The organism is Pseudomonas sp. BIGb0558 (assembly GCF_024807515.1).
GTDB classification, from domain to species: domain Bacteria; phylum Pseudomonadota; class Gammaproteobacteria; order Pseudomonadales; family Pseudomonadaceae; genus Aquipseudomonas; species Aquipseudomonas yamanorum_A.
This window is the reverse complement of the sequence record NZ_JANUEW010000011.1, coordinates 156,417-178,486: the sequence shown is the minus strand read 5'-3', so window position 1 is coordinate 178,486 and position 22,070 is coordinate 156,417. Positions and strand designations below refer to the sequence as shown.

Below are 22,070 nucleotides of genomic sequence, written 5' to 3'. Positions count from 1 at the left end.
ATTCCATCCAACCGATGAGTAATCCCCAGAATGCACAAAGGCCACCCGAAGGTGGCCTTTGTGGGGTGAAGCGTCAGCTAAGCGCGAGGCTTACTTGACAGCCCAACCGGTCAGCTCGGACAAAGCCTTGCCGATGTCTGCCAGCGAACGCACGGTTTTAACGCCTGCGTCTTCCAGGGCAGCAAACTTCTCGTCTGCAGTGCCCTTGCCGCCAGAGATGATTGCGCCAGCATGGCCCATGCGCTTGCCAGCAGGGGCAGTCACACCAGCGATGTAGGAAACAACCGGCTTGGTCACGTGTGCCTTGATGTAGGCAGCCGCTTCTTCTTCAGCCGAACCGCCGATCTCACCGATCATCACGATCGCTTCGGTCTTCGGGTCTTCCTGGAACAGCTTCAGGATGTCGATGAAGTTGGAGCCTGGGATCGGGTCACCGCCGATGCCGACGCAAGTCGACTGACCGAAACCGGCGTCAGTAGTCTGCTTCACAGCTTCGTAGGTCAGGGTGCCGGAACGGGAAACGATACCGACTTTACCTGGCAAGTGAATGTGACCTGGCATGATGCCGATCTTGCATTCGCCTGGAGTGATCACGCCTGGGCAGTTAGGGCCGATCAGGGTAACACCCAGCTCGTCGCACTTAACTTTAGCGTCCAGCATGTCCAGGGTAGGAATGCCTTCGGTGATGCAAACGATCAGCTTGATGCCGCCGAATGCTGCTTCCAGGATGGAGTCCTTGCAGAAAGGAGCTGGAACGTAGATCACGCTGGCGGTGGCGCCAGTGGCAGCTACAGCATCTTTCACGGTGTTGAACACTGGCAGGCCCAGGTGCTCGGTGCCGCCTTTGCCCGGAGTTACGCCGCCAACCATCTTGGTGCCGTACTCGATGGCTTGCTGGGTGTGGAAACTACCTTGGGAACCGGTAATACCCTGGCAAATAACCTTGGTGTCTTTATTGATCAGGACGCTCATTATTTGCCCTCCGCAGCTTTGACAACTTGTTGAGCAGCGTCGGTCAGGCTGGTAGCAGCGATGATGTTCAAACCGCTTTCTGCCAGTACTTTAGCGCCCAGTTCAGCGTTGTTACCTTCAAGGCGAACAACCACCGGGATTTTAACGCCGACTTCTTTCACTGCACCGATGATGCCTTCGGCAATCATGTCGCAACGAACGATACCGCCGAAGATGTTGACCAGTACTGCAGCGACGTTGGAGTCGGACAGGATGATCTTGAACGCTTCGGTAACGCGTTCTTTGGTGGCACCGCCGCCTACGTCGAGGAAGTTGGCTGGTTTGCCGCCATGCAGGTTGACGATGTCCATGGTACCCATGGCCAGGCCAGCACCGTTGACCATGCAACCGATGTTACCTTCCAGCGCTACGTAGTTCAGTTCGAACTTGGCAGCGTGCGCTTCGCGCGGATCGTCTTGCGACGGATCGTGGAAAGTCTTCAGCTTAGGCTGACGGTACATGGCGTTGGCGTCGATGTTGATCTTGGCGTCGAGGCAATGCAGATCGCCGTCAGCCTTGATCACCAGCGGGTTCACTTCCAGCAGGGCCAGATCGTGATCCTGGAACAGTTTGGCCAGACCTACGAAGATCTTGGCGAACTGGGCAACTTGCTTGCCTTCCAGACCCAACTGGAATGCCAGCTCGCGACCCTGGAATGGCTGAGCGCCAACCAGTGGATCGATAGTGGCTTTCAGGATTTTTTCTGGGGTTTCTTCGGCGATCTTCTCAATGTCCACGCCACCTTCGGTGGAGGCCATGAACACGATGCGACGGCTCGAACGGTCAACGACAGCGCCCAGGTACAGCTCTTTAGCGATATCAGTGCACGATTCAACCAGGATCTTGGTGACTGGCTGGCCATTGGCATCAGTCTGGTAAGTCACCAGACGCTTGCCCAGCCACTGCTGAGCGAAGGCTTTGGCGTCTTCTTTGCTGCGAACCAGCTTTACGCCGCCCGCTTTACCGCGACCACCAGCGTGGACCTGGGCTTTGACAACCCACTCGGTGCCGCCGATTTTGTCGCAAGCTTCTGCTGCTGCTTCCGGGGTGTCTACTGCGTAACCCTTGGATACTGGCAGGCCGTATTCAGCGAACAGCTGCTTACCCTGATACTCGTGAAGATTCATGCTTATTACCGTCTTCGTTAGGTACTGCGCATTCGGCGCTGCGCTCTTTATTGAGTGCCGCGCCACCTGTGACTGCTGCTTGCACAGTCAAACCACCAAAAGCCTGAACCCTGGGTGGTGAAACTGCGCAAGACTGCGTCCAGCGGATATTCCGCGGTGAGTCTTGCGCACAAGGCTCACGACGGGCAACCGCCGTGGTTTCTTATTATCTCGCTTAGCGCTTCTTCTTGTTGGCGATGTGGATGGCATGGCCATTCACTGCCAACGCGGCTTCGTGCAGCGCTTCGGACAGGGTCGGATGGGAGAAAACCATCATGCCGATGTCTTCGGCGCTGGTGCCGAATTCCATACCGATTGCGCCTTGCTGAACCAGTTCTGCAGCGCCTGGGCCAATCACGTGGACGCCCAATACGCGGTCAGTCTTGGCATCAGCGATGACTTTGACGAAACCACCGGTGTCGTTGGCTGCCATGGCACGGCCAGAAGCGGCAAACGGGAAGGTGCCGACGTTAACTTCAACGCCTTCAGCTTTCAACTGCTGTTCGTTCTTGCCGACCCATGCAATTTCCGGGTGGGTGTAGATAACCGACGGGATCAGGTCGTAGTTCATCTGGGTCTTGTGACCCTTGATGCGCTCGACAACCATGATGCCTTCTTCGGAAGCCTTGTGCGCCAGCATCATGCCGCGAACCACGTCGCCAATGGCGTACACGCCCGGCACGGTGGTAGCGCAGTGATCGTCAACGTGGATGAAACCACGCTCGTCGATGTTCACGCCACTGTCGGAAGCCAGCAGATCAGTGGTCACTGGACGGCGACCAACGGCTACGATCAGCTTGTCGAAAGTGATGGTCTGTTCGCCATCCTTGTCGGTGTAGGTCACGACTACTTCGTCGCCGTTAACCTTGGAACCGGTAACGCGCGCGCCCAGCTTGATATCCAGACCTTGTTTGGTCAGGGTTTTCAGAGCTTCTTTGGACACAGCGGTGTCGGCAGCCAGCAGGAACGTGTCCAGGGCTTCCAGCACGGTGACTTCGGAACCCAGGCGGGACCAGACCGAACCCAGTTCCAGGCCGATCACGCCAGCGCCGATCACGCCCAGACGTTTTGGAACTGCCTGGAATTCCAGGGCGCCGGTCGAATCAACGATCACGTTCTGGTCAACCGGAGCCGGTGGAATGTCGATTGGACGCGAACCTGGAGCCAGGATCACGTTTTCGGCTTCGATGATTTCGGTCGAACCGTCAGGCTTGGTGATTTCAACTTTCTTGCCGGCCAGCAGTTTGCCGTGGCCTTGCAGGGAAGTGACGCCGTTGGCCTTGAACAGGGTTGCAACGCCGGAAGTCAGGCCTTTAACGATGTTGGCCTTGCGGCCGACCATCGCTGGCACGTCCATGGTCACGCCAGCGTGGTTGATGCCGTGGATGGCAAAACCGTCTTGCGCTTCGTGGAATTTCCAGGAGCTGTCCAGCAGCGCCTTGGAAGGAATGCAGCCAACGTTCAGGCAAGTACCGCCCAACGCCAGTTTGCCTTCCTTGTCGGTGTATTTTTCGATGCAAGCAGTCGAGAGGCCCAGTTGTGCGGCCTTGATGGCGGCTACGTAGCCGCCAGGGCCCGCACCAATCACTACAACGTCAAATTTCTGCGACATGAAAAAAAATCCTCTTTAGCTAAAAGCTTCAAGCCGTGAGCCGCACTCCGGCCTGCCTTGCGACAGGGCCGGTGGCGCGGCTCACCGCCGCTTTATCAGATATCCAGCAGCAGACGAGCCGGGTCTTCCAGCAGGTTCTTGATGGTCACCAGGAAAGTCACGGCTTCTTTACCGTCGATCAGGCGGTGATCGTACGACAGCGCCAGGTACATCATTGGGCGGATAACCACTTGGCCGTTGATCGCCATAGGACGCTGCAGGATGTTGTGCATGCCCAGGATCGCAGCTTGTGGCGGGTTGACGATCGGCGTCGACATCATCGAACCGAAAGTACCACCGTTGGTGATGGTGAAGGTACCACCGGTCATCTCGTCGATGGTCAGCTTGCCGTCACGGGCTTTCTTGCCGAAGTTGGCGATGCCGCCTTCGATTTCAGCCAGGCTCATCAGCTCGGCGTTACGCAGAACCGGTACTACCAGGCCACGGTCGCTGGACACGGCAACGCCGACGTCAGCGTAGCCGTGGTAAACGATGTCGCCGCCGTCGATGGAAGCGTTGACTGCCGGGAAGCGTTTCAGCGCTTCGGTGGCCGCCTTCACGAAGAACGACATGAAGCCCAGGCGCACGCCATTGTGGGACTTCTCGAACAGGTCCTTGTACTTCGAACGCAGTGCCATGACTTCGGTCATGTCGACTTCGTTGAAAGTGGTCAGCATCGCCATGTTCGATTGTGCTTCAACCAGGCGCTTGGCCACGGTTGCACGAACGCGGGTCATCGGTACGCGCTTCTCGGTGCGGTCGCCAGCAGCGAACACAGGAGCAGCGGCAGCCGGGGCAGCAGCCTTGGCAGGCGCGGCAGCCGGAGCGTTTTTCTTGGCTTCAACGGCGGCAACCACGTCTTCCTTGGTCACGCGGCCATCTTTGCCGGTGCCTTTGATGGAAGCCAGGTTGATGCCGTTTTCGTCAGCCAGTTGACGCGCAGCCGGTGCAGCGATTGGATCTTCGCCGCCCGCAGCCGGTGCAGCAGCTGGAGCTGCGGCAGCAGCCGGTGCAGCGGCGGCAGGAGCAGGAGCCGCGGCAGCAGCGCTGCCCTCTTCGATCGAGCCCAGTACCTGGTTCGACAGAACGGTAGCGCCTTCTTCGGCAACGATTGCGCCCAGCACGCCGTCAGCTTCAGCCAACACTTCCAGAACGACTTTGTCGGTCTCGATGTCGACGATCAGGTCGTCACGCTTGACGGCCTCGCCTGGTTTCTTGTGCCAGGTGGCAACGGTGCCATCGGCAACCGATTCCGGGAATGACGGGGCTTTGATTTCGATAGCCATTATCTGTGGGTCCTTAAAATTCGGTTTCAGTCAGCGCGAAGGCGTTAAACAGTGAAAGCATCTTGCAGCAGTTTTTCCTGCTGCTCGGCGTGCATCGATGCATAACCACAAGCAGGTGCAGCAGAAGCATCACGACCGGCGTACTCCAGGCCCAGTGCCTGTTTATGGTTGCCGATGCTACGACGCAGATGATGCTGGCTGCTGTACCACGCGCCCTGGTTCATCGGTTCTTCCTGACACCACACCACGTTCGTGAGGTTGGTGTAAGGCGCGATGGCCTCCATCAGGTCGTCTTCCGGGAACGGGTAAAGCTGCTCGATCCGCACGATGGCGATGTCTTCGCGGCCTTCGGCACGGCGTTTTTCCAGCAAGTCGTAGTAGACCTTGCCGCTGCACAGGATCAGGCGAGTGACCTTGGCCGCGTCCAGGGTGTCGATTTCCGGAATAACGGTCTGGAACGAACCATCCGCCAGATCTTCCAGGGTCGAGATGGCCAATTTATGACGCAACAGCGATTTCGGCGTCAGCACTACCAGCGGCTTGCGCAGCGGGCGGATCACCTGGCGACGCAGCAAGTGGTAGATCTGGGCCGGGGTAGTCGGCACGCACACCTGGATGTTGTGCTCGGCGCACAATTGCAGGTAACGCTCCAGACGGGCCGAGGAGTGCTCCGGACCCTGACCTTCATAACCGTGTGGCAGCAGCATGGTCAGACCGCACAGACGGCCCCACTTGTGCTCGCCGCTGGTGATGAACTGGTCGATAACCACCTGGGCACCGTTGGCGAAGTCGCCGAACTGGGCTTCCCAGATCACCAGTGCCTGAGGCGTGGTGGTCGAGTAACCGTATTCGAACGCCAGTACGGCCTCTTCGGACAGGAACGAATCGTACAGGTCGAAACGCGGCTGGCCTTCGTACAGGTTCTGCAACGGGATGTAGGTGCCCGCGTCTTTCTGGTTGTGCAACACAGCGTGACGGTGCGAGAACGTACCGCGGCCGATGTCTTGGCCGGTCATGCGGATCGGGTGACCTTCGAACGCCAGGGTCGCGTACGCCATGGTTTCAGCGTAACCCCAGTTGATCGGCAGGCCGCCGGCTTGCATCTTCTGACGGTCTTCGTAGATCTTCGCAACCTGGCGCTGTACCACGAAGCCATCTGGAATTTCCAGCAGCTTGGCAGACAGTTCCTGCAGGGTTTTCAGATCGAACGAGGTGTCGTGACGCGCAGTCCAGGCGTGGCCCAGGTACGGACGCCAGTCAACGAACAGCTCTTTGTTCGGTTCTTTGACCAGGCTTTTTACTACGTGCAGGCCGTTGTCCAGCGCGTTGCGGTATTCATCGATCTTCGCCTGAACACGTGCATCGTCCACTACGCCGGCCTTGATCAGGCTGTCGGCGTAAAGCTCACGGGTGGTGCGCTGCTTGGTGATTTGCTGGTACATCAACGGCTGGGTGCCGCTAGGCTCATCCGCTTCGTTGTGACCGCGACGACGGTAGCAGACCAGGTCGATGACCACGTCACGCTTGAACTGCATGCGGTAGTCGATGGCGAGCTGGGTCACGAACAACACGGCTTCCGGATCATCACCATTCACATGGAGGATCGGCGCCTGGATCATCTTGGCAACGTCGGTCGCGTACTCGGTAGAGCGTGCGTCCAGCGGGTTGCTGATGGTGAAACCCACCTGGTTGTTGATGACGATGTGAACGGTACCGCCGGTCTTGAAGCCGCGGGTCTGCGACATCTGGAACGTTTCCAGGACCACGCCTTGACCGGCGAATGCCGCGTCACCGTGGATGGAAATCGGCAGGACCTTCTCACCGGTGGCGTCGTTACGACGATCCTGGCGCGCACGTACCGACCCCTCGACCACTGGAGAAACGATTTCCAGGTGGGATGGGTTGAACGCCATGGCCAGGTGAACTTCACCGCCGGTGGTCATTACGTTGGACGAGAAGCCCTGGTGGTATTTAACGTCACCGGAACCCAGCTCGACCTTCTTCTTGCCTTCGAACTCGTCGAACAGCTCGCGCGGGTTCTTGCCGAAGGTGTTCACCAGCACGTTCAAACGGCCACGGTGGGCCATGCCGATCACGATTTCCTTGGTGCCGTACGAACCGGAACGCTGGATCAGCTCATCGAGCATCGGGATCAGGCTTTCGCCGCCTTCCAGGCCGAAACGCTTGGTGCCCGGGTATTTGGTGCCCAGGTATTTTTCCAGGCCTTCCGCTGCGGTGACGCGCTCGAGCAAGTGGCTCTTGACGTCTGCAGACAGCACCGGGCGTCCACGCACGCCTTCAAGACGGTGCTGGAACCAGTGGCGCTGCTCGGAATCAGTGATGTGCGTAAATTCGGCACCGATGGTGCGGCAATATGTCTGCTGCAACGCTTCGTGAATTTCGCGTAGGCTCGCCTCCTCTTTGCCGATGAACAGGTCGCCGGCACGGAAGGTCGTATCAAGATCGGCATTGGTCAAGCCGTAATGATTGATCGACAGGTCTGCAGGTGCAGGACGCTGCCACAGCCCCAGCGGGTCAAGCTGGGCTGCCTGGTGGCCACGCATACGGTAGGCCTGGATCAGTCGCAGTACTTCAACTTGCTTCTTCTCGTGCTCACTGCTCACGCTTCCGGCGGAAACCGGCTGGGCGCGGCGCTGGTTCTTTGCCAGCAGCACGAACTGATCGCGAATTGTTGCGTGCGATACATCGGTGGCAGCGTTGCCGTCTGAAGACAACGTCTGAAATTTGGTGCGCCATTCTTCTGGCACAGCGTTAGGGTCGTGCAGGTAGAGCTCATAAAGCTCTTCCACATAGGCAGCGTTACCACCTGAAAGATAGCCGCTGTTCCACATGCGCTGCATCACGCTTTCTTGCATGCTTGGTCACCCTCGATTTGGGGACACCACCGGCGAAAACACCGAGTTTGCTTGCAAAAGGCCAAGTGCAGCGACCAAAACAAGCCACTTAGGATCACGCTGATAGTTCGGGTACCAACCCGAATGCCCCTGCTTGTCTCATTTCTTCAAAATAAGAGCCGCGGCTTTGTAAGTCGCTGCTCAAGTTAAAACTACGGCGCCGGTTGAAGCCTGCGCCGTAGCATCTACGGGCACAACGGTCCTGCCTTTACTACAACGTCAGTTACACGCCGCTTTGCAGCAACATGCTACGTACGTGACCAATGGCCTTAGTCGGGTTCAGGCCTTTAGGACATACGTTGACGCAGTTCATGATCCCGCGGCAGCGGAATACGCTGAACGGGTCATCCAGCGAAGCCAGACGCTCGGCGGTCTTGGTGTCACGGCTGTCTGCCAGGAAGCGGTACGCTTGCAGCAGGGCAGCTGGACCCAGGAACTTGTCCGGGTTCCACCAGAAGGACGGGCAGGAAGTCGAGCAGCAAGCGCACAGGATGCACTCGTACAGACCGTCCAGCTTCTCGCGCTCTTCCGGAGTCTGAAGGCGCTCGATGGCCGGAGCCGGAGTGTCGTTCAGCAGGAATGGCTTAACCTTTTCGTATTGCTTGTAGAAGATGCTCATATCGACGACCAGGTCACGGATAACCGGCAAACCTGGCAGAGGACGAACGATCAGCTTGTTGCCTTTAACCACGGCAGACAGCGGCGTGATGCACGCCAGGCCGTTTTTGCCGTTGATGTTCATGCCGTCGGAACCGCAAACACCCTCGCGGCAAGAGCGACGATAGGAGAAACCTTCGTCCTGCTCTTTAACCAGGGCCAGTACGTCCAGCACCATCAGGTCTTTACCACCGGTATCGACCTGGAATTCCTGCATGAACGGCGCAGCGTCCTGATCAGGGTTGTAGCGATAAACACTGACTTTCAACATGGCAGCCACCCTTAGTAAGTCCGAATCTTCGGTTCAAACGTCGGAACCGTCTTCGGCGAGAAGTTCACGGCACGCTTGGTTACGCGCTTGTCACCCGGGAAGTACAGGGTGTGGCACAACCAGTTCTCGTCGTCGCGGTCTTCATAGTCTTCACGAGCGTGAGCACCACGGGATTCTTTACGAACCTCGGCGGCAATCGCGGTCGCTTCAGCCACTTCCAGCAGGTTTTGCAGCTCAAGGGCTTCGATACGAGCGGTGTTGAACGCCTGGCTCTTATCGTTGATCTTGACGTTGGCGATGCGCGAACGCAGGTCAGCCAGCTGGGCGATACCTTTTTGCATGTATTCGCCGGTACGGAACACACCGAAGTAGTTCTGCATGCAGCTTTGCAGCTCTTTGCGCAGGGAGGCGACGTCTTCGCCTTCGGTACGCGAGTTCAGGCCATCCAGACGTGCCAGGGCAGCGTCGATGTCGGACTGGCGTGGACGAGCGTAATCAACGCCTTCCTTCAGGGTCTGCTCCAGGAACAGGCCGGCGGCGCGACCGAATACCACCAGGTCGAGCAGCGAGTTGCCGCCCAGGCGGTTGGCACCGTGAACCGATACGCAGGCCACTTCGCCTACTGCGAACAGACCAGGGATGATCTGGTCGACGCCGTCGGCGTCCTGGGTGATCGCCTGGCCATGAATGTTGGTGGCAACGCCGCCCATCATATAGTGGCAAGTTGGAACAACAGGGATCGGCGCAACAGCCGGGTCAACGTGGGCAAAGGTCTTGGACAGCTCCATGATGCCTGGCAGACGGCTGTGCAGAACTTCTTCACCGAGGTGATCGAGCTTCAGCATCACGTGGTCGCCATCGGGACCACAGCCGTTACCGGCGATGATCTCTTTAACCATGGAACGGGCCACAACGTCACGACCGGCAAGATCTTTGGCGTTCGGAGCATAACGCTCCATGAAACGCTCGCCGTTCTTGTTGATCAGGTAACCACCTTCACCACGGCAACCTTCTGTAACCAGTACACCGGCGCCGGCGATGCCGGTCGGGTGGAACTGCCACATTTCGATGTCCTGTACCGGCACGCCTGCACGCAGGGCCATGCCGATACCGTCACCGGTGTTGATCAGGGCGTTGGTAGTGGACGAGTAGATACGGCCTGCACCGCCGGTCGCCAATACGGTGGCGTTAGCCCGCACGTAAGAGGTTTCGCCGGTTTCGATGCAGATAACGATCATGCCTACAAAGGCACCGTCTTCGTTCTTCACCAGGTCGACGCCGTAGTATTCGTTGAGGAATACGGTGCCGGCCTTCAGGTTGGCCTGGTACAGGGTGTGCAGCAGCGCGTGACCGGTACGGTCGGCTGCGGCGCAGGTACGGGCGGCCTGGCCACCTTTACCGAAGTCTTTCGACTGCCCGCCGAACGGACGCTGGTAGATGCGGCCCTGTTCGGTACGGGAGAACGGCAGACCCATGTGTTCCAGCTCGAAGACCGCTTCCGGGCCTACGGAGCACATGTATTCGATAGCGTCCTGGTCACCGATATAGTCGGAACCCTTGACGGTATCGTACATGTGCCAGCGCCAGTCATCGTTCGGATCGGCGGAGGCGATGGCGCAGGTGATGCCACCCTGGGCCGAAACGGTGTGGGAACGGGTCGGGAACACCTTGGTGATCACGGCAGTCTTGTGACCGCCCTGGGCCAGTTGCAGCGCAGCGCGCATGCCGGCACCGCCGCCGCCAATGATGATGGCGTCGAATGAAAGCGTATTAACTGTGTTAGCCATGAATCAGATACCCCAAAGAATCTGCACACCCCAGACGAAGTAAGCGAACATCGCGACGCCGCATACTGCCTGGAAGAGAAACCGTACTGCTGTCGCGGACTTGCCCAGCGCCATTGGCGTCAGGTAGTCGGTCGCGATGGTCCACATGCCAACCCAGGCGTGAGCGCCCAGGGCTACAAGGGCCAGCAGACTGAAGATGCGCATCCCGTTATGAGCGAACAGGCCGTGCCATTGGGCGTAGCCAATGCCAGGGTTCGCCGCGAGGTACCCGATCAGGAAGATGAAATAAGCCGCGAGAACAACCGCAGACACACGTTGCGCCATCCAGTCATAGAGGCCCGAACGCGACAGGTTCGTAACGCTGGTTACCATATCCAAACTCCCGCCAGAACGATCAGCACCACGGAAATGGCGATGACGATTTTCGAGCCCAGCTTGCCGCCTTCCAGCGTCTCACCGATACCCATGTCCATGATCAAGTGGCGAATACCGGCCACAAGGTGATAAAGCAGAGCGGACAGGAGGCCCCAGGCGACGAATTTGGCCAGCGGACTGGTCAAGCATGCCTTCACCTCGGCGTACCCTTCTTCCGAACCCAGGGATTTGCTCAATGCGTAAAGCATGATGCCCAGGCCAAGAAACAGGATGATGCCGGATACACGGTGCAGGAACGACGTTACGCCGGTGATGGGGAGTTTGATGGTCCTTAGGTCTAGGTTTACAGGTCGTTGGCTATTCACGGCTTTTTTTCACACTGAAGAGCCCCTAACAATCAGGGCAAAGTTGTTGGGGAGTGCACTGGTCAGGTAACCACCACCCAGGGAGTGCGACCCCCATCAAAACGGGCCCAAAAGCCCCTGGCGGTCGGAGGCCGAGTATAGACAGTTAGGCAACTAATGACAACGCGCACTCCTCACCCTAATAGCGCATTGCAATGGCGGCATAAAAGGCGTAAATGGCAGGTAATTTCGAGGAAAAAGTACGGTTAAAGCCTTCTGGAGCAAGACTTTAGGCAAATTGACATCTGAATTTATCTCACTATAGTGGTGCGGGCCCTGCGTGGGGGGTCTGTCTGATGATTTGAAGCATAAATAGGAGGCCACATGGCTGACAAAAAAGCGCAGTTGATCATCGAGGGCGCAGCCCCCGTCGAGCTGCCCATTTTAACCGGCACCGTTGGTCCCGATGTTATCGACGTACGGGGCCTGACGGCCACGGGCCGTTTTACATTCGACCCAGGCTTCATGTCGACCGCCTCATGCGAGTCGAAGATCACCTATATCGACGGTGATAACGGTATCTTGCTGCACCGCGGCTACCCGATCGAACAGCTTGCTGAACAGTCGGACTACCTCGAAACCTGCTACCTGCTGCTCAACGGCGAATTGCCAACAGCTGAGCAAAAGGCCCAGTTTGTCAGCACCGTGAAGAACCACACCATGGTTCACGAGCAGTTGAAGACCTTCTTCAACGGCTTCCGTCGCGACGCCCACCCGATGGCCGTCATGTGCGGCGTAGTCGGCGCCCTGTCGGCCTTCTATCACGACTCCCTGGACATCAATAACCCGCAGCATCGCGAAATCTCCGCGATCCGCCTGGTTGCCAAGATGCCGACCCTGGCCGCGATGGTTTACAAGTACTCCATGGGTCAACCCATGATGTACCCGCGCAACGACCTGACGTACGCGGAAAACTTCCTGCACATGATGTTCAACACCCCGTGCGAGATCAAACCGATCAGCCCGGTGCTGGCCGCCGCGATGGACAAGATCTTCATCCTCCACGCCGACCACGAACAGAACGCCTCCACCTCTACCGTGCGCCTGGCGGGCTCTTCGGGTGCCAACCCGTTCGCCTGTATCGCCGCCGGTATCGCCGCACTGTGGGGCCCTGCCCACGGCGGTGCGAACGAAGCCGTATTGACCATGCTCGATGAAATCGGCGATGTCTCGAACATCGACAAGTTCATCGCCAAGGCCAAGGACAAGAACGATCCGTTCAAGTTGATGGGCTTCGGTCACCGGGTCTACAAGAACCGCGACCCACGTGCCACCGTGATGAAGAAGACCTGCGACGAAGTGTTGAAGGAACTGGGCATCAAGAACGATCCGCAACTCGAACTGGCCATGCGCCTGGAAGAGATCGCCCTGACCGACCCGTACTTCATCGAACGCTCGCTGTACCCGAACGTCGACTTCTACTCGGGGATCATCCTCAAGGCGATCGGCATTCCAACCAGCATGTTCACGGTGATCTTCGCCCTGGCGCGCACCGTAGGCTGGATCTCCCACTGGAAAGAAATGCTCTCCAGCCCGTACAAGATTGGCCGCCCGCGCCAGCTGTACACCGGCTACGAGTCGCGTGACATCACCAAGCTGGAAGACCGCAAGTAAGCCAACCGCTACTTGGCTACACCGAAAACGGCCTCCTTTGATAGGGAGGCCGTTTTTATTTGTACCGGATATGAGAAACAGTTTTGTCGTATCTGTTACCAATAAAGGCAAAAAAAAGCCCCGATCTCACGACCGGGGCTTTTTTTTGTAACCGTTACAACTTAGTGGTTAACGGCCCCACTCGCCCCCAGGCCAGTCTGCGAACGCACAAACTGCGGGAAGTACAGCGCACGCTCCTTCTCTGCCGCCGCCGACTTGTCGGTGATGGAGAAGAACCAGATACCGACGAACGCAATGATCATCGAGAACAGCGCCGGGTACTCGTAAGGGAAGATCGCCTTCTCATGGTGCAGGATCGAGACCCAGATGGTTGGGCCGAGGATCATCAGGCCAACGGCACTGACCAGACCCAGCCAGCCGCCAATCATCGCACCGCGGGTGGTGAGGTTTTTCCAGTACATGGAAAGCAGCAGTACCGGGAAGTTACAGCTGGCGGCAATGGAGAACGCCAGGCCTACCATGAACGCGATGTTCTGGCTTTCAAACAGGATACCCAGACCAATCGCCAGCACTGCCAGGGCGATCGTGGTGATCTTCGATACTCGAATCTCATCCTTCTCGTTGGCCTTGCCTTTCTTGATCACGCTGGCGTACAGGTCATGGGACACCGCCGAAGCACCCGCCAGGGTCAAGCCGGCAACCACTGCCAGGATGGTGGCAAACGCCACGGCCGAGATGAAGCCCAGGAAGATACTACCGCCCACCGCGTTGGCCAGGTGCACCGCCGCCATGTTGTTACCGCCGAGCAAGGCACCTGCAGCATCCTTGAACGCCGGGTTGGTGCTGACCAGCAGGATCGCGCCGAAGCCGATGATGAACGTCAGGATATAGAAGTAGCCGATGAAGCCAGTGGCATACAGCACGCTCTTGCGCGCTTCCTTCGCGTCACTCACGGTGAAGAAGCGCATCAGGATGTGCGGCAGGCCCGCGGTACCGAACATCAGTGCCAGGCCAAGGGAGAACGCCGAAATCGGATCTTTCACCAGGCCGCCCGGGCTCATGATCGCTTCACCTTTAGGGTGAACCTTGATCGCCTCGGCAAACAGCATGTTGAAGTCGAAGTTGACGTGCTTCATCACCATCAGCGCCATGAACGAGGCACCGGACAGCAGCAGCACTGCCTTGATGATCTGCACCCAGGTGGTGGCCAGCATGCCGCCGAACAACACATAGAGGCACATCAGGATGCCCACCAGGATCACCGCCACATGGTAATCAAGGCCGAACAGCAGCTGGATCAGCTTGCCCGCGCCGACCATCTGCGCGATCAGGTAGAACGCCACCACCACCAGGGAGCCGCACGCCGACAGGCTGCGGATCTGGGTTTGCCCGAGGCGGTAGGACGCCACGTCGGCAAACGTGTATTTACCCAGGTTACGCAGGCGCTCGGCGATCAGGAACAGAATGATCGGCCAGCCCACCAGGAAGCCGATCGAATAGATCAGGCCGTCGTAGCCGGAGGTAAACACCAGCGCGGAAATCCCCAGGAAGGAGGCTGCAGACATATAGTCACCGGCAATCGCCAAACCGTTCTGGAACCCGGTGATCTTGCCGCCGGCCGCATAGTAGTCGGCCGCCGACTTGTTGCGCTTGGACGCCCAGTAGGTGATGCACAAGGTCGCGCCGACGAAGGCCACGAACATCAGGATCGCTGCGATATTCAGCGGTTGTTTATGCACTTCGCCGGTCAATGCATCCGCCGCCCAAACGGCAGGTGCAAAGGCCGAGGCGCCGAGTACAGCCAATAGACGACGGATCATTGCGCAGCCTCCTTGAGAATCGCATTGTTCAGGTCGTCGAATTCGCCGTTGGCGCGTCGTACATAGATGCCGGTGAGGATGAAGGCCGACACAATCAGCCCGACCCCGATGGGGATTCCCCAGGTGATGGACGAACCGGGGCTGATCTTGGCCCCCAGTATTTGCGGCCCATAGGCAATCAGAAGAATGAAAGCGGAGTAAAGCCCAAGCATGATCGCCGAGAGAATCCAGGCGAACCTTTCCCTTTTACTAACCAGCTCCTTGAAACGCGGGCTGTTTTGAATCGAGAGGTAAATGCTGTCGTTCATTGTTTTTATCCTCGCAGCACAGCTTTTTATTATTGGAACGTATCCACTGTATGCGGCTGAGGAACAGGTTCCAGACGACCTTAGTAGTAGAAGGAGTGTAGCGAGGGATATTGAAGGCGCAGGAATAATTGCTGGGGCGAAATAATGTGGGAGCCGGGCTTGCCCGCGATGGGATCACCTCGATACATCAGGTGCACCGAGGCGTCTGCATCGCAGGCAAGCCAGCTCCCACAAGAGGCTTATTTAGCGGTCCATTCGGCGACACGCTCAGGGTGCTTGGCCACCCAATCCTTGGCCGCTGCTTCAGGCTTGGCGCCCTCTTGGATCGCCAGCATGACTTCACCGATTTCATCCTTGGAGGCCCACTGGAATTTCTTCAGGAACGCCACGACTTCCGGGGCTTTCTTTTCCAGACCTTTGCTGCCGATGCTGTTGACGGTTTCAGCAGCACCATAAATTCCTTTTGGGTCGTCCAGGAAACGCAGTTTCCACTTGGCGAACATCCAGTGTGGCACCCAACCGGTGACCGCAATGGATTCCTGTTTGTCTTCAGCACGGGTCAGCTCGGCGATCATTGCCGCGCCGGAACTGGCTTGCAGCTTGTAGTCCAGGCCATAGGCCTTGATCGCTTCGTCGGTCTTGAGCATCACGCCTGAACCGGCGTCAATGCCGACGATCTTGTTCTTGAAAGTGGTGTCGGTCTTGAGGTCTTCGATGGATTTGGCTTTCACGTACTCAGGCACGATCAGGCCGATCTTGGCGTCCTTGAAGTTGGGGCCGTAGTCGACCACCTTGTCCTTGTTCTTGGCCCAGTATTCACCGTGGGTCACGGGCAGCCAGGCGGAGAGCATGGCGTCGAGTTTGCCGGTGGCCACGCCTTGCCACATGATCCCGGTGGCGACCGCTTGCAGTTTCACGTCATAACCGAGCTTTTGCTTGATCACTTCTGCCGCCACGTGGGTGGTGGCGACACTGTCCGACCAGCCATCCACATAGCCGATGCTCAGGGTTTTGCTGTCGGCGCTGGCCATTGTGGAGCTCATCGCAACTACCAAAGTGGCAGCTGCGCCCAAAAGTCGTCGCATCTTCATAGTGCTTCCCCGAAAGTGCTGCGCCCGGCGGATGCCGAGCGACGTCAACCTGTTGTTATGTGGTGCACCGCGCCCCCTTCACGCGCATCGATCACGTGGGTGCTTCATCAGTGGAGGGCTGACACTTCGATCATCAACCTGCTGCCACAACCGACCTGCTCTGACTGCGACCTCAGGTAAGCAAGAAACGACATCACATCGCCAGCAAGATGATTTGTAGGACATTCACCGACGATCCCGCCCGAACTTTGCATGTCAAAATTATGCGGCCCCACTGGGACGGCACAAATCCGGGTAAGATGCGCGCCTTTGCTCCCCTGACGGCCTGATCATGCCCGCGACTGCCCGCTTCCCGCTCCTGCCCTATTTATTTGCCCTGATCCTCGGTGTGCTGGCCCTCGCCGGCTATTGGTATGGCCTTGGCAAACCCGTGGTGCTGCCAGACGTGGCCAGCGCCAGCCACAAGCTGCAATGCGCGTCCTACACGCCCTTCGACAAAGACCAATCGCCGTTCGACCAGCCGTTCAAACTGCGCCCCGAGCGCATGGACGCTGACCTGGCGTTGCTGGCTACCCGTTTTGAGTGCATCCGCACCTATTCCCAGACCGGCCTTGAAGCCTTGCCGGAACTGGCGCGCAAACACGGCCTGAAGCTGATGAGCGGCGCGTGGGTCAGCAGCGACCCGGTGGCCACTGCCAAGGAAGTCGAGGCATTGATCGCCTCGGCCAACGCCAACCCCGACGTCATCACGTCAGTGATCGTGGGTAACGAAACCTTGCTGCGCAAGGAAGTCACCGCCAAGCAGTTGGTGGCGCTGATCCATCACGTCAAAAGCCATATCAAGCAACCGGTCACCTATGCCGATGTATGGGAGTTCTGGCTGCAACACCCGGAAATCGCCCCGGCGGTGGATTTCCTGACCATCCACCTGCTGCCTTACTGGGAAGATGACCCGTCGGGCATCGACCAGGCGCTCAAGCATGTGGGCGATGTGCGCCAGACCTTCGGCAACAAGTTCGCCCCCAAGGACGTGATGATCGGCGAGACCGGCTGGCCGAGCGAAGGCCGCCAGCGGGAAACCGCGGTGCCGAGCCGGGTCAACGAAGCAAAGTTCATGCGCGGGTTCGTGGCCATGGCCGAAGCCAACGGCTGGCACTACAACCTGATCGAAGCGTTTGACCAGCCGTGGAAACGCGCCAGTGAAGGTGCGGTTGGCGGCTACTGGGGCCTGTTCGATGCCGATCGCCAGGACAAGGGCGTGCTCGCCGGCCCGGTGACCAATGTGCCGTACTGGCCGCTGTGGCTGGGGGTTGGCGGGATTATCCTGCTGGGCACGCTGCTGCTGGGCGGTCGCGTGCGCAACACCCGTGCTGCCTTGTTGTTGCCGTTGCTGGGCGCTGTGGCGGCCTGCTCGATTGGCACCTGGGCCGAATTGAACCGGGTAACGGCGCGCTTCGCGGATGAGTGGGTGTGGGCGGGATTGCTGGTGGCCTTGAACCTCGCCGTCCTGGCCCACGCCGCCCTGGCGTTGAGTGCACGGGAAGGTTGGCGCGAACGCGCGTTCAACTGGCTGGAGCAGCGCGCGGGCTGGCTGGTGGCGATCGCCGGATTTGCCGGGGCGGTGATGATGCTGGCGCTGGTGTTTGACCCGCGTTATCGCAGCTTCCCGAGTACCGCGCTGGTGCTGCCGGCGCTGGTGTACCTGGTGCGTCCGGTAAGCGGGCTGCGTCGGGAGATCGCGTTGCTGGCGTTCATCATCGGTGCCGGCATTGCGCCGCAGCTGTACCGTGAAGGATTGATGAATCAGCAGGCGTGGGGTTGGGCGGTGGTGAGCCTGCTCATGGTTGCAGCCTTGTGGCGTTGCTTGCGGGTGCGCAAGGCTTAAGACCGCTATCGCAGGCAAGCCAGCTCCCACATTTGGATCGGTGAACACGGTCAAATGTGGGAGCTGGCTTGCCTGCGATGAGGCCCTCTCAGGTTGCCCGAGGCGCCCTGACCAACCGCAACCCCGCAATCACCACCGCAAACACCCCAAAGGTCGTGTTGTACAACGCCAACGCCGGAAACCCGAACACCAGCGCCAACACCGCCAACCCCCACCCTGCCCGGCCCGGCACAAAAAACGCCAGCACCGACGTCACCAGCGCCGCCCAGCCCAGCACCTTGAAGTGAATCATCAACCCCAGGTTGGAACGCACCTGGCATTCCCAGCGGCTGGCTTCATCTGCACAAATACCCACCCAACTCCCATCCTCCATGAATCCGTAACGCGCGCCATAACTGGCGGCCAGCCAAAGCGGCAGGGCGATAAGCAACAGCATCAGCGGGAAACGGCGGGACATGGGGCACTCCGATAGGCGAAAACGGCGCCCAGCTTAATCGCCCGGCAGCCGTTGGCAAGGTTTGGAAGCAGATAAGTGTTCATCAAGGCGTGCCAAAGTGTATCGTCTGGCTACTATTACCCCGATTCCGACGTTTTTTCCGACTTTTCGTGCCGAGGGCTGGCACTTCGGCAGCAACGCGGTGGTCATAGCCTGCGAACTCCACTTCAGCACGTTTTCCTCTTAGGGATTTAGTCATGCTCCGTTCCTTGCGCTGTGCGGCCCTGTTGGGCAGCCTTTTTCTGAGTGCGTCAGCACTGGCGGTCGATATCGACCAAGCCAGCTATGGCTACCCTTTGACCAACCCGTTTGAAGCGACCATCGCCACCACCCCGCCGAACCTGCGGCCGGAACTGCCGTCCGACGATGAAATCAATCAGTCCGACTATACCCTGACGATGCGCCCCGAGCGTGAATTCAGCCTGCCCGACAACTTCTGGGCGGTGAAGAAACTTACCTACCGCATCGCCAAGCAAGACCGCGCCGCGCCGCTGATCTTCCTGATCGCCGGCACCGGCGCACGCTTTGACAGCACCATCAACGAATACCTGAAAAAGCTCTACTACAAGGCCGGTTACCACGTCGTCCAGCTGTCGTCCCCCACCAGCTTCGACTTCATCGCCGCCGCCTCGCGCTTCGCCACCCCCGGCATCAGCCAGGAAGACGCCGAAGACATGTACCGCGTGATGCAGGCCGTACGTGCGCAAAACCCGACGCTGCCCGTGACCGACTTTTACCTCACCGGCTACAGCCTCGGCGCCCTCGACGCAGCCTTCGTCAGCAAGCTGGACGAAACCCGCCGCAGCTTCAACTTCAAGAAAGTCCTGCTGCTGAACCCGCCGGTCAACCTCTACACCTCGATCACCAACCTCGACAAGCTGGTGCAAACCGAGGTCAAGGGCATCAACAACAGCACCACCTTCTATGAGCTGGTGTTGAACAAGCTGACCCGCTACTTCCAGCAAAAGGGCTACATCGACCTCAACGATGCGCTGCTCTACGACTTCCAGAACTCCAAGGAACACCTGACCAACGAACAGATGGCGATGCTGATCGGCACCTCGTTCCGCTTCTCGGCGGCCGACATTGCCTTCACCTCGGACCTGATCAACCGTCGCGGCCTGATCATCCCGCCCAAGTACCCGATCAGCGAAGGCACCAGCCTCACGCCGTTCCTCAAGCGTGCGCTGCAGTGCGACTTCGACTGCTACCTCACCGAACAGGTGATCCCGATGTGGCGCGCCCGCTCCGACGGCGGCAGCCTGTTGCAACTGGTTGACCAGGTCAGCCTGTATGCCCTCAAGGACTACCTGCACGACAGCCCGAAAATTGCCGTGATGCACAACGCCGACGACGTGATCCTCGGCCCTGGCGACCTTGGCTTCCTGCGTAAAACCTTCGGCGATCGCTTGACCGTCTACCCCCTGGGCGGCCATTGCGGCAACCTCAACTACCGCGTCAACGCCGACGCCATGCTGGAGTTCTTCCGTGGCTAAATATCTTCTGCTGCTCGCCGCCCTGATGTGCGCGGGCGTGGCCAATGCCGACAACAGCAAGGCCCACACGCCGACCGTAGTGGACTCCGACGGCTTCAAGGAGCCCCTGAGCCACCTCAAGTTCAACCCCGGCCTGGACCAGCGTGAGTTCGAGCGCTCGTCGGTCAACGCCCTGAATGTCTACGACCCGCTGGAGTCGTGGAACCGCCGGGTGTACCACTTCAACTACCGCTTCGACCAGTGGGTGTTCCTGCCGGTGGTGGACGGTTACCGCTACGTCACCCCGAGCTTCCTGCGCACCGGCGTGAGCAACTTCTTCAACAACCTGGGGGATGTGCCCAACCTGTTGAACAGCCTGCTGCAGCTCAAGGGCCATCGCTCCCTGGAAACCACCGGGCGCCTGCTGCTCAACACCACCATCGGCATCGCCGGCCTGTGGGACCCGGCCACCGCCATGGGCCTGCCGCGCCAGAGCGAAGACTTCGGCCAGACCCTGGGCTTCTACGGCGTACCGGGCGGCGCCTACCTGGTGCTGCCGCTGTTTGGTCCGTCGAACCTGCGGGACACCACCGGCCTGCTGGTGGACTACGGCGCCGAGACCGAGATCAACTTCCTGAACGTGTCCAAGGTCAGCGAAAACCACCCGGAAATCTGGGCCCTGCGCGCCGTCGACAAGCGCTACCAGACCAGCTTCCGCTACGGTCAGATGAACTCGCCGTTCGAGTATGAAAAGGTGCGCTACGTGTACACCGAGGCGCGCAAGTTGCAGATCGCCGAGTAAAAGGTAAGGGCTCGGCTCCCACATTTGATCTTCAGTGCCTTCTGAACTGGCCGTGTTCAGCTATTTGACCAAGCGCTTTTCCTTCGACGGCCTGTAGCCAAAGTACGCGCTGTAGCACTTGCTGAAATGGCTCGGTGAAACAAACCCGCAGGCCACCAGCACATCCACCTGGGACAGCTCGGTGTGTTGCAGCAGGCGGCGGGCCTCGGTGATGCGCAGTTCCAGGTAATAACGCTGGGGCGTGGTGCCCAACTGTTCCTTGAACAAGCGCTCCAATTGACGCCGGGAGCGGCCGGCATAGATGGCCAGTTGTTCCATCTCCAGAGGCTCTTCGAGGTTGGCGTCCATCAGGTTGACCACCTCGCGCAGCGGCGCGCTCAAGCACACGTTTTCCGTCGGTTTGACCCGCCGGTAGCGCGACTCCTCAAACGCCAGGATGTCTTCGACGCCCTCCACCAGCGCCTTGCCGTACAACCCCTTGATCCAGTCCAGCGCCATATGGAACGCGCCGGACGGGCTCGACGCCGTCAGCCGGTCGCGATCAATCACATACGGCTCGCTGCTGACCTGCGTCGCCTTGCAGAACTCCGCCAGGGCCGGGCGGTGTTCCGGGTGTACGGCGCACCGGTAGCCGCCCAGCAACCCCGCACGCCCCAAGAACCACGCACCATTCCACAATCCGGCCAGGCTCACCCCCTGCTCCGAGGCGCTTTTCAATAGATGGATGAATTCTTCACTGGCCTTCAGCTCGGTGCGGTAGCCACCACAGATCACCAACAGGTCCAGCTCTTTAAGCACTGAAGGTTCAAGCCGTCCATCAGGGCGAATCACCAGCCCCAGGTCGCTGACCACCTCGCCTTCCTGCAAGCCATAGGTCGAGGTAGAAAACGACGCAGGCCGCAGCAGGTTGGTGGTGATCAGCGTATCCAGCGCCTGGGTAAATGCCGGAAGCGAGAAATGTTCGAGCAACACAAATCCCGCCCGCACGGTTTGACGGACCTCGCCGGGGTTTTCATTCAAGTAGCGCAGGTTCTTGCCTTTCATGCCCCCGCTGAA

18 protein-coding genes are annotated in these 22,070 nt (G+C 59.0%); 4 read left to right on the top strand and 14 right to left on the bottom strand.

Annotation, left to right across the window (positions count from 1 at the left end; translation table 11 throughout):
* Positions 1-90: 90 nt before the first annotated feature.
* The 9 genes from sucD to sdhC form a co-directional block, all read right to left on the bottom strand.
* Positions 91-972 carry a succinate--CoA ligase subunit alpha gene (sucD, locus tag M2400_RS16025; RefSeq protein WP_010166265.1) on the bottom strand — a complete coding sequence of 294 codons (882 nt, stop codon included), beginning with the start codon at positions 970-972 and terminating at the stop codon, positions 91-93.
* Complete coding sequence (gene sucC / locus M2400_RS16020; protein ID WP_003210567.1) at positions 972-2,138, bottom strand: ADP-forming succinate--CoA ligase subunit beta; 1,167 nt, start codon at positions 2,136-2,138, stop codon at positions 972-974. The genes sucD and sucC overlap by 1 nt, the downstream gene beginning before the upstream one ends.
* Positions 2,139-2,352: 214 nt before the next feature.
* On the bottom strand, positions 2,353-3,789 hold the full coding sequence (gene lpdA, locus M2400_RS16015) for a dihydrolipoyl dehydrogenase (protein ID WP_177043094.1): 1,437 nt from the start codon (positions 3,787-3,789) through the stop codon (positions 2,353-2,355).
* 95 nt (positions 3,790-3,884) lie between these two features.
* Positions 3,885-5,114, bottom strand: coding sequence for a 2-oxoglutarate dehydrogenase complex dihydrolipoyllysine-residue succinyltransferase (odhB, locus tag M2400_RS16010; protein WP_177043093.1), 1,230 nt, complete (start codon positions 5,112-5,114; stop codon positions 3,885-3,887).
* Between the two features lie 44 nt (positions 5,115-5,158).
* Positions 5,159-7,990, bottom strand: a complete 2,832-nt coding sequence (locus M2400_RS16005; protein WP_177043092.1) for a 2-oxoglutarate dehydrogenase E1 component — start codon at positions 7,988-7,990, stop codon at positions 5,159-5,161.
* 262 nt (positions 7,991-8,252) lie between these two features.
* On the bottom strand, positions 8,253-8,957 hold the full coding sequence (locus M2400_RS16000) for a succinate dehydrogenase iron-sulfur subunit (protein ID WP_177043091.1): 705 nt from the start codon (positions 8,955-8,957) through the stop codon (positions 8,253-8,255).
* Between the two features lie 11 nt (positions 8,958-8,968).
* Positions 8,969-10,744 carry a succinate dehydrogenase flavoprotein subunit gene (gene sdhA / locus M2400_RS15995; RefSeq protein ID WP_063028200.1) on the bottom strand — a complete coding sequence of 592 codons (1,776 nt, stop codon included), beginning with the start codon at positions 10,742-10,744 and terminating at the stop codon, positions 8,969-8,971.
* 3 nt (positions 10,745-10,747) lie between these two features.
* Entirely contained in the window at positions 10,748-11,116 is a 369-nt protein-coding gene (gene sdhD / locus M2400_RS15990) for a succinate dehydrogenase, hydrophobic membrane anchor protein (RefSeq protein ID WP_003210573.1), read from the bottom strand.
* Entirely contained in the window at positions 11,110-11,484 is a 375-nt protein-coding gene (gene sdhC / locus M2400_RS15985; protein WP_008433998.1) for a succinate dehydrogenase, cytochrome b556 subunit, read from the bottom strand. Before sdhC ends, sdhD begins: the two co-directional genes overlap by 7 nt.
* Positions 11,485-11,847: 363 nt before the next feature.
* Here sdhC and gltA point away from each other — a divergent pair, with 363 nt between their 5' ends.
* The gene (gltA, locus tag M2400_RS15980) at positions 11,848-13,137 is read left to right on the top strand and encodes a citrate synthase (RefSeq protein WP_003210575.1); all 1,290 of its coding nucleotides are present in this window, start codon (positions 11,848-11,850) and stop codon (positions 13,135-13,137) included.
* 161 nt (positions 13,138-13,298) lie between these two features.
* On the opposite strand, the gene M2400_RS15975 is transcribed toward gltA, so the two are convergent.
* The 3 genes from M2400_RS15975 to M2400_RS15965 form a co-directional block, all read right to left on the bottom strand.
* Positions 13,299-14,957 (bottom strand): cation acetate symporter, encoded by a 1,659-nt coding sequence (locus M2400_RS15975; protein WP_177043090.1) that lies wholly within the window; start codon positions 14,955-14,957, stop codon positions 13,299-13,301.
* The gene (locus M2400_RS15970; RefSeq protein ID WP_076015221.1) at positions 14,954-15,265 is read right to left on the bottom strand and encodes a DUF485 domain-containing protein; all 312 of its coding nucleotides are present in this window, start codon (positions 15,263-15,265) and stop codon (positions 14,954-14,956) included. Before M2400_RS15970 ends, M2400_RS15975 begins: the two co-directional genes overlap by 4 nt.
* A gap of 239 nt (positions 15,266-15,504) precedes the next feature.
* Positions 15,505-16,356, bottom strand: a complete 852-nt coding sequence (locus tag M2400_RS15965; RefSeq protein WP_177043089.1) for a glycine betaine ABC transporter substrate-binding protein — start codon at positions 16,354-16,356, stop codon at positions 15,505-15,507.
* Positions 16,357-16,687: 331 nt separating this feature from the next.
* On the opposite strand from M2400_RS15965, the gene M2400_RS15960 reads away from it, so the two are divergent.
* Positions 16,688-18,241: a glycosyl hydrolase family 17 protein gene (locus M2400_RS15960; protein WP_259199375.1), complete on the top strand. Its 1,554-nt coding sequence runs from the start codon at positions 16,688-16,690 to the stop codon at positions 18,239-18,241.
* An 88-nt stretch (positions 18,242-18,329) separates the two neighbouring features.
* Here M2400_RS15960 and M2400_RS15955 read toward each other — a convergent pair whose 3' ends face one another.
* Positions 18,330-18,698, bottom strand: a complete 369-nt coding sequence (locus M2400_RS15955; protein WP_259199378.1) for a hypothetical protein — start codon at positions 18,696-18,698, stop codon at positions 18,330-18,332.
* Between the two features lie 236 nt (positions 18,699-18,934).
* Here M2400_RS15955 and M2400_RS15950 point away from each other — a divergent pair, with 236 nt between their 5' ends.
* Both M2400_RS15950 and M2400_RS15945 read left to right on the top strand, forming a co-directional pair.
* Positions 18,935-20,233: a serine protein kinase PrkA gene (locus tag M2400_RS15950; protein ID WP_010166231.1), complete on the top strand. Its 1,299-nt coding sequence runs from the start codon at positions 18,935-18,937 to the stop codon at positions 20,231-20,233.
* The gene (locus M2400_RS15945) at positions 20,226-21,014 is read left to right on the top strand and encodes a VacJ family lipoprotein (RefSeq protein WP_003210582.1); all 789 of its coding nucleotides are present in this window, start codon (positions 20,226-20,228) and stop codon (positions 21,012-21,014) included. Before M2400_RS15950 ends, M2400_RS15945 begins: the two co-directional genes overlap by 8 nt.
* Before the next feature lie 60 nt (positions 21,015-21,074).
* On the opposite strand, the gene M2400_RS15940 is transcribed toward M2400_RS15945, so the two are convergent.
* Positions 21,075-22,058, bottom strand: a complete 984-nt coding sequence (locus tag M2400_RS15940) for a GlxA family transcriptional regulator (RefSeq protein WP_259199382.1) — start codon at positions 22,056-22,058, stop codon at positions 21,075-21,077.
* Positions 22,059-22,070: the final 12 nt, after the last annotated feature.